Source organism: Streptomyces lusitanus, assembly GCF_042647945.1.
GTDB classification, from domain to species: Bacteria; Actinomycetota; Actinomycetes; order Streptomycetales; family Streptomycetaceae; genus Streptomyces; species Streptomyces pseudogriseolus.
The window spans coordinates 99,905-114,712 of sequence record NZ_JBHRWL010000030.1; the positions used below are offsets into that span (position 1 = coordinate 99,905).

General features: G+C 70.4%; 12 protein-coding genes and 1 pseudogene. 6 read left to right on the forward strand and 7 right to left on the reverse strand.

What is annotated here, in order from left to right; genetic code table 11:
- Nucleotides 1-122 precede the first annotated feature (122 nt).
- Genes drmC through drmA form a run of 3 tightly spaced genes read right to left on the reverse strand, consistent with a single transcriptional unit; the run spans nucleotide 123 to nucleotide 6,417 of the window.
- Nucleotides 123-1,058: a DISARM system phospholipase D-like protein DrmC gene (gene drmC, locus ACFOSY_RS31150; protein WP_394313378.1), complete on the reverse strand. Its 936-nt coding sequence runs from the start codon at nucleotides 1,056-1,058 to the stop codon at nucleotides 123-125.
- A complete protein-coding gene (gene drmB, locus ACFOSY_RS31155) occupies nucleotides 953-2,806 on the reverse strand; it encodes a DrmB family protein (RefSeq protein ID WP_394313380.1) in 1,854 nt (617 codons plus the stop codon). Before drmB ends, drmC begins: the two co-directional genes overlap by 106 nt.
- A complete protein-coding gene (drmA, locus tag ACFOSY_RS31160; protein ID WP_394313382.1) occupies nucleotides 2,803-6,417 on the reverse strand; it encodes a DISARM system helicase DrmA in 3,615 nt (1,204 codons plus the stop codon). Before drmA ends, drmB begins: the two co-directional genes overlap by 4 nt.
- A gap of 233 nt (nucleotides 6,418-6,650) precedes the next feature.
- Here drmA and ACFOSY_RS31165 point away from each other — a divergent pair, with 233 nt between their 5' ends.
- The 4 genes from ACFOSY_RS31165 to ACFOSY_RS31180 all read left to right on the forward strand — a co-directional run bounded on the left by ACFOSY_RS31165 (nucleotide 6,651) and on the right by ACFOSY_RS31180 (nucleotide 10,431).
- The gene (locus ACFOSY_RS31165) at nucleotides 6,651-7,265 is read left to right on the forward strand and encodes a DUF4365 domain-containing protein (RefSeq protein WP_394313384.1); all 615 of its coding nucleotides are present in this window, start codon (nucleotides 6,651-6,653) and stop codon (nucleotides 7,263-7,265) included.
- The gene (locus ACFOSY_RS31170; protein WP_394313386.1) at nucleotides 7,262-8,437 is read left to right on the forward strand and encodes a hypothetical protein; all 1,176 of its coding nucleotides are present in this window, start codon (nucleotides 7,262-7,264) and stop codon (nucleotides 8,435-8,437) included. The genes ACFOSY_RS31165 and ACFOSY_RS31170 overlap by 4 nt, the downstream gene beginning before the upstream one ends.
- 204 nt (nucleotides 8,438-8,641) lie before the next feature.
- Nucleotides 8,642-9,343, forward strand: coding sequence for a hypothetical protein (locus ACFOSY_RS31175; protein ID WP_394313389.1), 702 nt, complete (start codon nucleotides 8,642-8,644; stop codon nucleotides 9,341-9,343).
- A complete protein-coding gene (locus tag ACFOSY_RS31180; protein WP_394313391.1) occupies nucleotides 9,340-10,431 on the forward strand; it encodes a hypothetical protein in 1,092 nt (363 codons plus the stop codon). Before ACFOSY_RS31175 ends, ACFOSY_RS31180 begins: the two co-directional genes overlap by 4 nt.
- 59 nt (nucleotides 10,432-10,490) lie before the next feature.
- On the opposite strand, the gene ACFOSY_RS31185 is transcribed toward ACFOSY_RS31180, so the two are convergent.
- The 4 genes and pseudogenes from ACFOSY_RS31185 to ACFOSY_RS31200 all read right to left on the reverse strand — a co-directional run bounded on the left by ACFOSY_RS31185 (nucleotide 10,491) and on the right by ACFOSY_RS31200 (nucleotide 13,022).
- Nucleotides 10,491-11,390, reverse strand: coding sequence for a helix-turn-helix domain-containing protein (locus ACFOSY_RS31185; protein WP_394313393.1), 900 nt, complete (start codon nucleotides 11,388-11,390; stop codon nucleotides 10,491-10,493).
- Between the two features lie 244 nt (nucleotides 11,391-11,634).
- Nucleotides 11,635-12,083, reverse strand: a pseudogene (locus ACFOSY_RS31190) (ATP-binding protein).
- Nucleotides 12,084-12,267: 184 nt separating this feature from the next.
- A complete protein-coding gene (locus ACFOSY_RS31195) occupies nucleotides 12,268-12,726 on the reverse strand; it encodes a hypothetical protein (protein WP_394313395.1) in 459 nt (152 codons plus the stop codon).
- Complete coding sequence (locus ACFOSY_RS31200; RefSeq protein ID WP_394313397.1) at nucleotides 12,726-13,022, reverse strand: hypothetical protein; 297 nt, start codon at nucleotides 13,020-13,022, stop codon at nucleotides 12,726-12,728. Before ACFOSY_RS31200 ends, ACFOSY_RS31195 begins: the two co-directional genes overlap by 1 nt.
- Before the next feature lie 697 nt (nucleotides 13,023-13,719).
- Between ACFOSY_RS31200 and ACFOSY_RS31205 the strand changes: the two genes are divergently transcribed.
- Both ACFOSY_RS31205 and ACFOSY_RS31210 read left to right on the forward strand, forming a co-directional pair.
- The gene (locus tag ACFOSY_RS31205; protein WP_394313399.1) at nucleotides 13,720-14,598 is read left to right on the forward strand and encodes a helix-turn-helix domain-containing protein; all 879 of its coding nucleotides are present in this window, start codon (nucleotides 13,720-13,722) and stop codon (nucleotides 14,596-14,598) included.
- Nucleotides 14,595-14,804, forward strand: coding sequence for a DUF397 domain-containing protein (locus tag ACFOSY_RS31210; RefSeq protein ID WP_394313401.1), 210 nt, complete (start codon nucleotides 14,595-14,597; stop codon nucleotides 14,802-14,804). Before ACFOSY_RS31205 ends, ACFOSY_RS31210 begins: the two co-directional genes overlap by 4 nt.
- Nucleotides 14,805-14,808 lie beyond the last annotated feature (4 nt).

Here is a 14,808-nt window from a genome sequence, read left to right on the forward strand (position 1 = left end):
GCCTTGCGGGCCATCACGTACGACGCGCGGCGGCCGGCCTTCTACGGTCGTGAACATCTCGAGGGTCGGGCCCTGACCGGCGTGACGCGCCGGGCGCCCGTCGCCGTGTGGTCCGGGGAGTCCTACCGGGCGCGGCGCATCACCCCGGCTCCAGGGCTGATGAGCCAGCGGAAGTGATCGACCAGGGGTTCCACCACCGCCGGGTCACGGAGTACTACACCCACCTCGATGTTGTCCGACAGCCCGCGATCGGTCAGATTCGCGCTGCCCAGCAGGGCGGTGTGCCGGTCCGCGGCCAGCAGCTTGGCGTGCAGCACTCCCGATCCGCCGCTCCGGTGCCAGACACGTACATCGGCGGGGAGAGCGGTGAAGGCCGTCGCGGCGTGGGTGGACTCCTCCAGGAGCAGGTCGACCTGGACCCCACGCCGGGCCGCCCCGGCTGTCGCCGCGACGACGTCGTCCGCCCCGTGGGCCGCGAAGCTGGCGATCAGCAGTGACGTGGAGGCCGAGCGGATGACCTCCAGCGCGATTCCGCGGGTCAGACGCCCCGGCATGGCGGCGCTGAGGGGCCCGCTCACCACAGGCCGGGCGGGTGGCGGCCGTGGCGACGACCTGACGGCGGTGACCGCCAGGGCGAGCGCCGCGCCGGGCAGGCCGGGACACTCCGCACGCCAGACCTGGACGATCGCTTTCAGCTGCTCGGCCAGGCCCGCTGCGGGCTGACCGGCGGCATAGTGTGTGACACGTGGGTCGTCGGGACCCGTCGCACGGGCCAGGAGCTCTTCCCATTCGGTGAGGAGATCGTCCGGGAGGCGGGCACACAGGGCCGCGAGAAGGCGGGGCAAGCGGTGTCCCGTACCGCCGTCACGAGCGGCGGGCACCCGCGCCCGCGGCCGGCCCGTGGCGTCGCAGGACCCCCGGTCACCGCCGCCTACCGCACCCTGAGGGCCGCTCACGGCCTGAACGCGCACATGTCGCCCGCCAGGGTCTCCACGAGCAGGGCCCGGTCCAGGTAGTGGTTCCCCCGCTCGCAGGACGTCTCCGCCGCGAACAGGCACGCATGGCAGGCGGCGCCGTGCAGCCGGCCGTGGTCCCGCGGATCGTGCTCGGCGCACATCGGGTCGGAACTGCACAGCCTGGCCTCGTCCAGGGCCCGGTCGAGGGCCGGTCCGAGCCGCTCGCCGCGACCGAGGGAGACCAGTCCGCCCAGGGTGCCCTCGCTGTCCGGTGCGGCGGTGTACAGCAGGATGCCGGACATGGGATCGGGGCCGGAGCGGGCGTAGACCCGTTCCGCTATGCCGGAGGCCCCGTAGCCGCACTCCAGGGCGAACTGGCGGATGAGGACGTGCGCGAGGGTGTGCAGCAGGACGTAGCGGATGCCCGGCCAGCGCGGCTCCATTCCCCGGGCCAGGCACCAGTCCAGGTGAGCCGCCCGGAGCACCCGCTCGCGGGCGAGTACGGCCTCCTGCCGTTCCCAGGCGGACAGGTGCGCCTCGTCGAGGGCCAGGAACACCCCCTCCCCGCGCAGTTCGGCACAGGGGACCCACGTCGGGTCCGCCCTGCTGAGCGAGGCTCCGGCCGGTGCCTGGGTCTCCTCGGCCGGCAGCCATTCCGGAGCCTCGATCCGGGTGAAGCCGGTCAGGGCCGACACCTCGCGCAGCCGGTGCACCAGGACCACGCTGTCGAGCCAGTCCGCGGTCCCGGCCGGGACCCGCCGTTCCCGTACGGTCGTGAAGTCGGGCAGTGTGTGGTCACGGGGCTGGGTGAAGGCCCGCCACTCGGGAGTGGTGAGGTCGAACTCGTCGTCCTCCTCGCTCTGTTCACCGGTGAGCGACTGCGCTTCCCGGGTGATCGCGGTCCACACCGCGTCCGCCCCGTACTGCTCCAGTTCCGGCCAGCACGCCTGGGTGGGCAGCAGCATCTTGGCGGCGTCGGCCGGAACCGCGGCGAGCGGGGACAGCAGGCTCCAGTGTTCCTTGACCGCCTGCGTGAGCGGTTCCTCGGCCCGGGGGATGCTGAACACCCGCAGTTGCGAGGCGAACCAGCTGTTGGTGGCGCCGAGCGAGATGGTGCGGGCGTGCTGGTCGCAGCCCGGGGTGAAGGTGCCGAGGTGCGGGTGGTGGCCGCGGCACGCCGGGAGGTTCCGCTCGCCGGCGTGGCCCAGGGCGTCGGCCATGGAGCGGACCTTGTCGCAGGTGCAGCGGACGAAGACGTTGGCGGCCTCACCGGTGGTGCCGGCCACGGTCAGGGTCAGGGTGCCCCCCTCGCAGGGAGCGGCTCCGCCGTGGACGAAGTAGACCCACGGGAAGTCGTCCATGTGCCCGTCCGGGCAGGCGACGAGGAAGCGGGCGGGCAGCGCGGTGGGCTGTCCCTTGCCGCCACCGCCGCAGTTGGCGTGGACGTACTTGGTCTTCTCCGGCCGGTACAGGTTGGGCCGGAACTGGAAGAGACCGCTGGAGGCGGGGGCGAGCTGGTTGCAGCGTTCGCGCGAGCACCGCAGCCAGCGGGGGAACAGGCTGACCGGGACGCCCGTCCTGGTCCAGTCACCGTAGGGGTCGGACGGGTTCTCCGGGAGGTGCGGAGGGGTGCGCAGGGCGGCCACCTGGTTGCCCAGGCGGCGGCGGACGGCGGCGAGCAGCCGGTCCTCGGTCAGCACGCGTGCGCGGACCGGGTCCCAGTCGTCCAGCCCCATGACCATGGTGGACAGGTTGGGCAGGTCGGTGACGGCCCCGATGCCGTAGGTGTGCAGCAGCTGGCTGGGGCGCAGCTCGCCGACGCGGAGCGCCTGGGGCGCGGGGCTGGTCATGAGTTCTCCCAGGGGTCCTCGTCACGGTCACCGTCGGCGGCGGCGTCGGCCGGCTGCTGTCGCGGCACGTAGGGCGGTTCGTCCCCGGCCGCCCCGTCCGCCGGCTCGCCGGAGAAGATCAGACGGACCGGCGGTTCCACCTCGCGCAGCGAGGTCGGGCAGGTCATGAGCCGCCAGGGGCCGCTGTCGGGTTCGATCAGCAGGGGAGCGACATCGCCCTGGCGCCTGGCGGCGCGGTAACCGAGCACGGCCCCCGGTGCCCGCCGCTTCTGCTCCCAGTGGTCCAGGCGTGCGTCGAGCCGGGCGCGCACCTCGTCCACCACGTGCCGGTCCGCGGTGACGTCCCGGGCCCGCAGCTCCAACGAGCGGACGGCGTGGCTGACCACCTCGCCGCGGCGGTCCACGTACTGGGCCCCGCGGTTGGCGTTGTAGTCCGGCTTGAGATTGCGGACCAGCGCCGCCAGGACTCCGGTGAGCCCCCGGTCCACGGCCCGGTCGGCGAAGGGGGTCACGGACAGCGCCTCGACGTGCTGGTAGAGCGTCGCGTGGAAGGACTCGAACGTCTCGTAGTGCGAGAGGTCCCGTGGCCGCGCCCAGTTGAGCAGGGTGAAGACCAGGCCGGGGGCCCGGCGGCCGACACGGCTGGTGGCCTGGATGTACTCGGCGGTCGACTTGGGCTGGTTGTTGACGATCATCACGCCCAGACGTGCGACGTCCACACCGACCGCGATCATGTTGGTGGCGAGCAGCACGTCGATGGGCCGGGGCGAGCCCTTGGCGCGCCGGCCGAACCCCACGTCCAGCTTCTCCAGGATGTCGGGGATGGCCTCGGAGGCCATCCGGCTGGTCAGCTCGGCCGGCTCCCCGATCCGCCGTACGGACAGCCCCCGCTCGTCGGTGCGCAGCAGCCTGGCCGCCACGTCGTCCTCCACCAGCCGCCGCATACCGCCGAGGTCGCGCAGGCTGTTGAAGTAGCCGACCGACGTCATGTAGGGGTCGGTGAGCCCGCTCGCGCCGTACGTCTCGTACAGGTGCTGCGCGGCGGCGAGCTGGGCGACGAAGACCCTGATGGCGACGGACTTCGTCCGCACGCCCGGCGCGCAGATGCCCATGTAGCGGCGGCCGGGTGTCTCGTCGGTGCGGCGGCGCCGGGCGAAGAAGGTGTCGTCCGCGCTCAGCCCGGACGGGGGGAAGACGGCCGTCCGGCGGGCGAAGAGGTCGTGGATCTGCCGGTCGGCGCGGCGGACGGTGGCCGTGGACGCGATCACCTTGGGGCGCACGCTGTGGCCGGGTTCGGGCTCCCACGTGGAGAGCCGGTCCACCGCCGTCTCGTACAGGCCGGTGAGGGAGCCGAGCGGGCCCGAGATGAGGTGCAGCTCGTCCTGGACGATCAGGTCCGGCGGCCGTACCCGCGGAGCGTCGACGGTGGAGGCGGAGGGGTGGTCTCCCGCGGCCGGATGGCTGGACGACTCCCAGTCCGCGTCCACGGCGGACGGGGTGACGTACCCGTGCCGGGTGCACCGCCGGGACACCTGCCCGAACAGGGCCTGGGTGTCGCCCTTCCAGGGAAGCTGGGCGAACTTGTCGACCGTGGCGATGACGAGGGCGGGCGGGAAGCGGTAGATCTCCTCGTCGACCACGAGGACGGGCAGCCCCCGCTCGTCGGCGGGCAGCCCGAAGACGCTCCCGCCGAAGGGGCACTCGTAGGCGTCCGGGCAGGTGACGAAGGTGCGCCGCAGCGTGGTGTCGACGCCGATGTCGCGGCCGGCCTCCATCTTCGAACCGCACCAGGGGCAGCTGGTGAGCTGGTGCGGCGACCCCATCCGGCCGAAGCCGCCGAACCCCTTGTCCCGCTTGCGCTCCTTGGCCCAGTCCGCCGCCTGGTCGGTGGTGTTGGGGGTGACCCGGCCGCCCACCCACAGCCCGATGCGGAACGGGTTGCGTCCCCAGCGGTCGGGTGCCTCACGGCGGATCACCTCGCAGGCGCAGATCAGCGCGGTGGCGCGCTGGAACTGCTGGATGGTGAGCAGCCGCAGCGTGTACCGCATGATGACGGCGACCCCGTGTTCGGCGTCCAGTCCGCCCAGGTGGGGCTTGCGGCGCCGGATCGCCAGGGTGAACGCGGTCAGGCCCAGGTACGCCTCGGTCTTGCCGCCACCGGTGGGGAACCACAGCAGGTCGGCCAGCGCGCCCTGGTCGTCCGCCCGCTCCGGGTGCGCCGGGTCGGCGAGCGAGGGCAGGTTGAGCAGCAGGAACGCCAGCTGGAAGGGGCGCCAGCTGCGGTTCTCCGGGAGATCGGCCCGCTCGACCGCCTCCTCCAGCGACTGCGCCGGTGAGCGCCGGCGGTCGGCCGCCGCGATCGTGTGGACACGCTGATGTGCCATGGCGCGGTTGGTGAACCGGAACGCCGCGAGCGCCTCGGGGTCGTCCCGCAGCAGGTCGATGCCGGCCTGGATGCGGTCGGCCGCCCGCCCGGCCCGCCACATGTTCGCCTCGGCCTCGGAGCGGTAGGCGTCGAGCCCGGAGGCCGGATCGTCCACCGACGCGAGCTGCCGCACGATCCAGGAGCGGTAGCCGTCGACCAGGGGGAGGAGCGCGGCGCGGAGCGGCTCCGGCTCCAGTTCGCTCAGCTCGCGCATGTCCAGCACGAGGTCGGTGAGCTCCGGCAGGTCGTGGTCGCGCTCGTCGCGGTGCGGGTCGGGCACGTCCGTGTGCGGCACCTCGTACGTCGGCGTGGCCGTGGTGGAGAGGCGCACCGCACGCCGCGGGTCGTCCGGGTCCGGCTCGGCGTGCACGCCCGTCCCGTGCCCCACCGCGAACTCGGGGTGGAACCGGTACGTCATGGCGAGCGAACGCCGCTCGTCCTCGTCGCCGCCGGCCGGTTCCGTGTTCCGCCGGGGGAGGAAGGGGGCGGTGCCGGACGCTCCCGTGACCGTCATGGAGGCCTGGAACATCCAGTGGGCCGAACCGGGCCGGTCCTCCTGGCCGTTGACGAGGAAGAGGGACACCAGCCACGAGCCCTCGTGCCGCCGGGCCCGGCCGCGCACGACGATGTGCGGGAAGTCGCGTGCGTGCACCGGCTGTGCCGACAGCTTCCCCTCGACCAGTTTCACCGTGACTCTGCCCGAGCAGGGCACCCGGTGGAACACCCGGCGTGGATTGCCCTCGATCCTCGACTCGCCCCGCTCGTACCGCGCCCAGGAGCAGTCGACGGCGAGCTCCTGCACTCCGTCCTCCACGCGCAGGGTCAGCCCCAGTGTGGAGGGGTGCAGGCTGGGCACGTTGGGCGCGGACGGCTCCGGGTCTCCGGCCTCCGGCTCCTGGTCGGGCATCATGCCGGGCTCGTCGAGCGTGTCCGGCACGATCTCCTTGCCGACCGGCCGCACGCCGCCGTGCTCCTCGCGGCGGCCTCCGGGTGCGAGCCGCCCGATGATGTAGTGGTCCATCGGGTTGCCGGACAGTTCCTCGGGCTCGTCCCCGCTGGGTCCCAGCAAGTCCCGCACCACCAGCTCGGCGAGCCGGTCGCGCAGTTCCTGCGGGGTGGGCGCGGCGAGCACCGGGTCGGCGTCCGCGGAACCGGCACCGATGGTGGCGAGGGGATCCTGGGTCACGCGCACAGACTAAGTGCGGGCACCGACAACCGGCAGGGACTTGTCCGCTCACGCGCCACGCCGCATGCCGCCGCGGACTTCCGGCCGTCCGGCTCCGGCCGGATTCCGATCATCGACGTTGGCAGTGAATGTGACGCTCGTTACTCTGCGCTCCTTGGAGGGTACGAAGCGCGTACGACCGTCGTCGGCGCAAGCGGCGAGGCCGGTGAGGGATCGGGGCACGCGGGGGACGGATGGCAGACAGTACGATCGGCGGTGTCCCGCACCAGATGCCGTATCCGCACTTCGGTGTGGAGCTGGGGCCCGCTCCGGCACCGGACTGGGTGGAGCACTCCACGGGGTTCGGGGACAACAGGCATCGCGGGCACTTCGGTGAGCAGTTCGTCCGGATGCTCGCCGTCGCCGCCAACATCGACGCGGCCCAGCGTGACCGCGACCGGGTCGGTGTCGACTGGCAGCTGGGGCATCCGGGCCGGCCCGGAACCCATCGGTTTCCGGTCATCGAGGCGCAGGTGAAGTGCACCTCTTCCCCGCTGATCCGTGAGGACCACATCGCGTACGACCTCGAGGTGCAGCACTACAACTTGCTGGCGGGACAGGGCTACGACGTTCCCCGGTTCCTCTTCCTCGTTCTGGCGCCGACCGACACGATCACCTGGTCGCACGCCACCCCCGACCGGTTGCTGCTGCGGAACGCCGCCTACTGGGTGTGCCTGCACGACAAGGAGGCCGCCGACGAGACCCAGAAGACGCGCCGGGTCCACATTCCGCGTGCCAACCTTCTGACGGTCGACTCCTTGCACGGCCTGTTCTCCGAGACGTATCGGAATCTGGCGGGGGTGTCATGAACGTCATCACGGACGCGGAGTTCGAGGAGGCCCGGACACTCGATCCCGAGGCCGTACGGCGCTATCTGGGCGGCAAGGGATGGCGCGCGGAACGCAACCTGTCGGGTGCCGAGCTGTGGGAGCGGGCAGCGCAGGACGACGAACCGGGACCGCCGTACGAGGTGCTGGTGCCGTTCGAGCGGAAGCGTGACTATCCGGGCCGGATCGCCGACATCCTGGAAACTCTCGCGGTCGTGGAGGCGCGACGCCCCGGCGACATCCTGCGAGAGATGCGACTGCCGCCGGTGGACTGGCAGTTCTTACGATTGGTGCCGCCTGGCCCGGCCGGCACGGCTCCGCTGCTGGACCTGGTGTCGGCGCTCACTGGTCTGAGGGAACTGCACACGGCCGCCGCGTCCTCCGCGCTCACTCCGCAGGCGGTGCAGCCAGGCCAGAAGCCGCAGGCGGTCAAGGATCATGTGGCGGCGGTCCGGCTGGACCAGACCCGGGTCGGCAGTTACGTCGTTGCGGCGCACACCCCTCTCTCGCCTCTGCCCCGGCCGCGGTGGCCCTCGCTGTTCGACGACGACGCGTTTTCGGACGGTCCGGGATCGCGGCGACCGGAACCATTCGCGCGCAAGGTGTCCCGCACCCTTTTCGCGGGTGTGACCTGTGCCCGTGCGGCGGCGGAGGAGACCCTGGAGCGGGACTCGCTGACCGACTTCGCGCCCTATGCCGAAGCGGGCCTGTCCGCCAACCTCTGCGAGGCCCTGGTGAAGATCGCGGGTGAGGAACGGCGCGGCTTCTCCTTCGCGTTCGCCTGGTCCCCCGAGGTACGGATGGAGCAGGCGTCTCCTCCGGTGGAGATCGCCCGTCGGCATGTGGAGGTGCTGGAGGAGGGCGCGAAGGATCTCAGGGCGCGGCTGGGACGAGAACCCGAGGCGGTGCTGCGCGGTGTGGTCACCCGGCTCAGTGGGCAGGGCGACAGGGAAGCGGCGGTCTACGGTTCGCTGCTCCGCGAGGAGGACTCGCGGGTGCGGAGTGTGCGGGTGGATTTGCGTCCGGAGGACGTGGACAAGGCGACTCGGGCCTGGCGTCGGGGTCTGGAAGTGGCGGTGACGGGTGATCTGGAGCCCTACGGAACAGGCTTGCGCATGCGGCAGGTGGTCGGTTTCGTCGTCCAGGAGGAGTGAGGCAGCGGCCGGGCACGGCTGCGTGAGCCCCACCGCGACGCCGGTGGTGCGCTGTCGCGCCCGGCTCCGCGCTCGTCCGGTGACCGGAGGACCGCACCCTTGCCCCGGTGCCCCGCGGGGGAGACCGTGAGCATCCCGGCGTTGCTCGTCCTGGGGGCGGCGGGCGGTCTGCTGCGCGGGGCTCTGGACGCCTACACGCGGTTCGTGTCCTGGCAGGCCGATCGCCGTTCGCACCGGCAACTGGCAGCCACGGGGACAGGAGTGGGGGAACCCCCTCGGCTCCAGGTGTACTTCGATCCCGCGGTCGACCTCGTCGCGGCCGTCGTGCACAGCCTGATGGGCGCCGGGGCAGCGGTGCTGTTCGGCACCTCAGGACAGATCAGTGGTCAGTACGCGGCCGTGGTGGTCGGTATGTCGGCGCCCATGCTGCTCACCCAGCTCGGCCGCATCCAGTCGGTGAACGACGTGGTGACGGGCGACCGGCAGTGGGCCGGGGCCGCGGAGACGGCCGCGGACACAGGGGCGCCGGCGACCGGTGCCATGGAAGCGGGCGGTGCGGACGGCTCTTCTGCCGGGCCCGACGTGCCACGTGTTGCCCCTCGGTCCGTGACGGCGGCCCTGCCCGCACCGTCCGCGGATCCGGCCCGGCCCGCCGAACCGGCCGGCGAACCGTCTTCTGCCGTACCATCCACGCTTCCGCTCCAGCAGTCCACCACCGTCGCGGGCGATCTCATTCGTGAGCCGATGCGCGACCCGAACCTCGACCGTACTCGGCTCACGGGATCCGTCCGTTCCGGAGACACTGCCATCCCTGCGAGCCCGGTCGACGGAGCCGGATCTGGCGTCGACGACCGGGGCGCAGCACGATGGCGACAAGGGCCGGCGATCGGGGAGGAGGGACGGTGAGCCTCACTCCGCACGCACTGCTGGACGAGGACCGCGCGGATTACGAGCGAATCCTGGACGCCGCGTTGCGCGCCGTCCCGCACACTCCAGGGCTCGCGGCCGGGGGCCAACGGGTCTCAGTCGAGCAGCTGCGCACCATGGCGTTGGCTGCCACTTCGCTCATCACCGCAGCCGCGACGACCGAGTACAACCACTACGTGCGGCTTCGCGAGGAGCTCCGTGGCCGGGCCGCCACTCCTGCTCCGCACGCCTCGTTCCGCTCCGAGGCCCGCCCGCGGGCCGCCGCCGGACCTGCTGCGGAAGCAGCTCCGGGCCGCCGGCTGGGTGCGGCTGTGCTGGGTGTCGTACGGCGGGGTGGCCCTGGCACCGATGGCATGGTCGCCCCACAGCGCTGGGCCCGGATGTCCTACCGCCGTCGGCTGCTGGCAGCGCTGCTGGGCCTGAGCGTACGTCCGGAAGCACCCAGGGCGGTGGGACGGGCGCCCCGCGCCTCTGAGCCGCCTACGCCCGCCGGCACTCCGGTTCGCCGGCGTCCGATCGAACTCGGTTCACTGGGCGGGTATCCGGGAGTGGCCGAAGTTTCCGACAAGGAGGGGGCCGGTCTGTTCGCTGTCCTCGCCGTCCTGTCTGTTTTCGTCTCCGGGGCCACCGCGGTGCTGTCTCTTCTTGTCGGCTACCTTCTCCAGCATTTCGGAGGCGAGTCCACGGTCACCCGGAGCTTGCTCGTCGTCGGCTGGTCTGCCGGAGCCGCGATGGTGATCTTGGCTCTCGTCTGCTCAGTCCTCCTGGTGGTCGTCGCGCTGCGTGCTCAGGGCCAGCCTGCTTCGGAGACCAGAGACCGTTACGCATCGAGCGCGGAACTGGTGGAGGCCAGAGAGGCATGGAGGGAAGCCCTGCTGGAACGCGGCATCCTTCCCTTCCTGCACGTCACCCTCAACGATCCCGCCACGCCGCCCTCGTCCCCGGACTCCTCCTACGCTCCCACCCGCAGGGCTCCGCTCCGGACCGGCCGACGCCCGGGACCCGCCCCACGCCCGACGCCCCCCAGAGCCCGCGATACCGCCGGCCCGGAAAAGGGGCGCGAATAGCGAGCGGACGGTGGAAGCGGCGAGAGCGACGCCTCAGGGGCGAAGTGAACGGCGCCTGCTCAACGGCCGGCTCCTGAGGCTGCTCCGGCCGTACGGCAGTCGCGGCAGTGGGTTTCGGTTTCGGGGGCGCGGAAGGCATGGTCGCAGCCGTCGCAGTTGCGCAGCCGGTGGCGGGCCGGTGGTGGCGGACCGGCCGGGGTTCGGTACGGCGGCAGGGGTGGGAGTTGCGCGGCCAGGCGATGGGCGAGAAGGGCGGCGGGACGGCGGAGAGGTTCGTCCGGTAGGTCGGTGGTGAGGGCGCGGCGTACGGCGGCGGGGGTGACCTCGCGTTCCAGCCAGGCGGCGACTCCGGGGGCCAGGTGCTCGGTGTCGGTCGCGGAGAGCAGGAGGCGGGGGTCTTGGCGGCGCAGGGCGGCGAGGAGGTCGGTGGCCTGCTGGAGGAGGGCCGGGGCGGTGTAGCCGGGCTGGGGGACGGCGGGGAGTGCCTTGCGGGGGCGGGAGCCGCGCGGGTGGGGCGTGCGCTCCGGCGCCGGTCGGGCTTGCGGGGCGGCGCAGCCGGTGTCGGCTGCCTGCCGCGAGTGGCCCGGCTGGTTGCAGGAGATCGTGCGGGTGACGATGCGGCCGGCGGGGGTGCGGACGCGTTCCCGGCGCAGGTAGCCGTGGGTCTCCAGCTCCCGTAGGGCGTCGCTGATGCGCTTGGTGCCCTCTTTGAAGCGGGAGGCGAGGCTCTTGATGTCCACGGGGGTGCCGGTGGGGAGCGACTGGATGTGGCAGCCGAGGCCGATTGCGAGGAGCGAGAGCTCCTTGTGCTGGGTGAGGTGGTTGCCGATCACCACGAAGCGAGTGGTGTGGCGGGTGTTCTCGTGGATGACGCCGCCGATGTGGTGACGCGATCGGGTCGGATTGCCGTCGGGGGCTGACTGGGCGCGCGAGGGCGCGCTAGGGTTTTGGGTATCCATCGGGAAGGTTCCAGCTTCCTTGGTGGTCAGGCCCTCGCACTGGGATGCCAGTCCCGGCGGGGGCCGAAGTCTTTTTCGGGTTGTGTGCGCTGAGCGTAGAGGCGTTGGGGGTCCGAAAATCCAGCTGAGCCGGTGATGTTCACCCGCCTGAGTGATCGCGCGCCTCGGGCGGGAAAGGGTGGGGCTTGGTGGGGTGCTTTCCCCTCAAGTCCTTGATTGGTAAGGCACTGACGGCACCGGATCTTCAGATCTCGGGTTCCGGTGCCGTAAGCCGTAGTTCGGCCCAGACGGTCTTGCGTGGGAAGCGGTCCTCGGTCACGCCCCAGCGGTCCGCGAGCGCCTCCAGAAGAAGGAGGCCGCGGCCCGACTCGGTGTCGGGGGAGGGCGGTTGGGGCTCGGGCAGGCGTTCGCCCCGCGTGTCGGTGACCTCGATGTGGAGGGTGTGGTCCACCACGTGGAACTCAAGACGGAAGTCCCGGCTCGGGACGCGGCCATGGGTGACGGCGTTGGCCGCCAGTTCGGCCACGACGTGGCGTGCGGCGTCCGAGTCGTATCCCGGCTGCGGAGCTGGGCGCCCGTGAGGAGACGGGCGAGGCGGGCACTGCGCGGGGTGGCGGAGAGCAGCACGCTGAAGTGGGGGGGAGTGGCTGGTCGGTTGAGCCGTGGTGCCGGCGATTTTCTGATGCACGGCATTCAGAATGGTGGGTCGCATCCGTCGCCTTGCGTGATTACGAGGGCGAGTGCCGCTCCTGTCGGTGATGTGTCCGAGGCTGTCGGCGTTGTCGGCGCGGGGCAGCAAAGAGGGCTCGGTTCCTGTACCGAGCCCTCTTCACGACCGCTGCTCAGTGGCTGGAGAAGCCGGCTTCGCTGCCCGTGCTCACTGCTTGGGGACTTGGATGCTGACGTACCAGCGGACGGACTCCTCCGTCACCACGGTGAAGTGGAGCTTGCGGGGCGAATTCAGATTCATCTGGTTCGCGTTTTTCTCCACCTCCACACCGGAGCACCCCAGGGAGAACCCTCCGATGCCTTCGAGGGAGATTTCGAGATCAACCGGCATCGAGCGCGAAATGCAGTTCACCTTGATCCAGGACTCTCCCTTCGGGAGTTCTATCGTGCCGAACTGCTGGACTCCGCGATGAGGGCCTTCGGAGAGGATTTCCTTGTATCCGGCGTCCACCTCGGGGGCGGTCAACGGTTCCTGGGGAGGTGGTGCGACGGTCGACTGGGACGAGTCCGGAACGTTGGGTTTGTCCGAGCCGTCCTCGCCCGTGCAGGAGGTCAGCACCCCGCACAGGACGGCTGCCGTGGCGAGGGCCGCGCGACGGGATCGCATCAGGAACTCGTTTCCCAGTACTTGAATCCGACGGTCTCGTTGGCGACGTCAGCTTCCCCGTACGAGATCTGGGTCTTCTTGCAGTTGGGCAACTGGTAGTACTTCTGCCACTTGACGTGGTGACCCCATGAGCCGAACTGCGCGTTGCCGTACTTGTTGCGGCTGATGTCGCGCCGGTACTGGTGCTGCGTCTCCCAGGACACCTCCTTGACCGACTCGCGGCTCACCTCGGCCTTCGCCTCGGCCACAATGCCGCTGACGGACACTCCTCCGCCGACCGTGATTTTGGTCGCCACGGATCCGGCTTTCACTCGCGTCAGAACCATGGTCCCCCCGGGGCCGTCCTTGTAGATCGGTCCCTTGCCCAGGTGCTTCTTCGAATGGGCGTAGATGTCGGTCTTCCATCCCCCGTCACAGACGCCCAGCGGCGCAGGTTCCGGAGAATCTGCGAAGGCGACTCCCGGAGTCGCGACGGTGATGGCGCATATGGCAACGACTGCGAATGCAGCGCGCTTCATTTTTCCCCCAGATCTGACTTGCATGCTGCCGGGGACTGGTTAATTCGCCCGGCTTATCGGTCGCGATCAGATCATGCTTTGATCGACATCGGGGGGCATCTGCCCATCCCGTTACCCACTCGTTATCACTTGAGTTTCTTTTGAGCTTCCATAAAAGGGGTGTCTGTGGGTTCCATCTTCGTTGGTTCAGGGGGAGTAATTAAATTCAAATTTGAAGCAGCCTGAGGGTGCCGCCTCTCTGGGGTTTCGATGGCCCGGGAGGGGGCGACCGTGGGTACTCAGCGGGACGCGGTGTTTAAAAGTACGAATTATGCGTTTCTCGCACTGGTGGTCCTGTCGCGATCTAACGTGAGTTGTGGCAGATCTCCCTGCATGTGGTGACTGTCCGATGGTTGTCCGGTGCTGTCCGGACTGTCGGGATGGTTGGTACGGGTAGGGCGCCGCGGTACGGCGCGGGACGACGGAGGGGTGCGGCATGACGGCGGTGGACGGTGAGGCGGTACGGCCCAGGGCTGAGGCGGACGAGCCGGGGTGGGAGGTGGACCCGGACGACGAGTGGGGCGTCGCCGTCATCACCACGGTGGGGCGTCAGTTGAAGCTGCGGCGGGAAGCGGCGGGGATGCGGGCCGGCCAGTTCGGGGCGGCGATCGGGTACGGAGAGGACCTCGTCTACAAGGTCGAGGGCGGGAAGCGGATCCCTCAACGCGAGTATCTGGACAAGGCCGACGAGGTGTTGAGGGCGGGCGGACTGCTCTCGGCGGCCTGGGAGGACGTGAAGAAGGTCCGGTATCCGAAGAGCGTGCGGGCACTGGCGGAGCTGGAGGCCAAGGCGGTCGAGCTGGGTGTGTACGTCGGGCTCAGCATTCATGGGCTGTTGCAGACGCCGGAGCATGCGCGGGCTCTGTTCGACGTATGGCAACCGCCGTACTCGGAGGAGGAGGCTGAGAGCCTGGTTGCTGCTCGTATGGCTCGGAAGTCGATCTTCGAGCGGTGCCCTGCTCCAGCTCTGAGTTTCGTCCTGGAAGAGGCGACGCTACGTCGGTGCGTTGGGGGCACAATGGTCTGGCGACAGCAGCTCGAACACCTGCTGGAGGTGGGGCGGTTGCGTAACGTCACGTTGCAGGTGATGCCTACCAGCGCGGGGGCTCATCCTGGGCTGGTAGGCAGGATCGAGGTGCTGAAGTTCGCCGACGGTACGGCAGCAGGCCGTTCCGACGGCGCGTTCGGCGGGCGGCCGACCTTCGATCCGAAGCAGCTGCGGATCCTAGAGCTGCGGTATGGGACGATCCGGGCGCAGGCTCTCACCCCTCGGGAGTCGCTGGCCTTCATCGAGCAAGTGCTGGGAGAGACATGATCCGCAAGGCTTCTACTGGGGACGTTTCTGAACTGGCTTGGTTCAAGAGCAGTTACAGCGACGGCCCTGATGGCAACTCCTGCGTGGAGATCGCGATAGCGCCCCGCACCGTGCACGTCCGCGACTCCAAGAACGTGGCAGGGCCTCGGCTCGCACTCACGCCGGGTGCGTGGGCGAACTTCGTGACGTATGCGTCGGAGCGCTGACGCT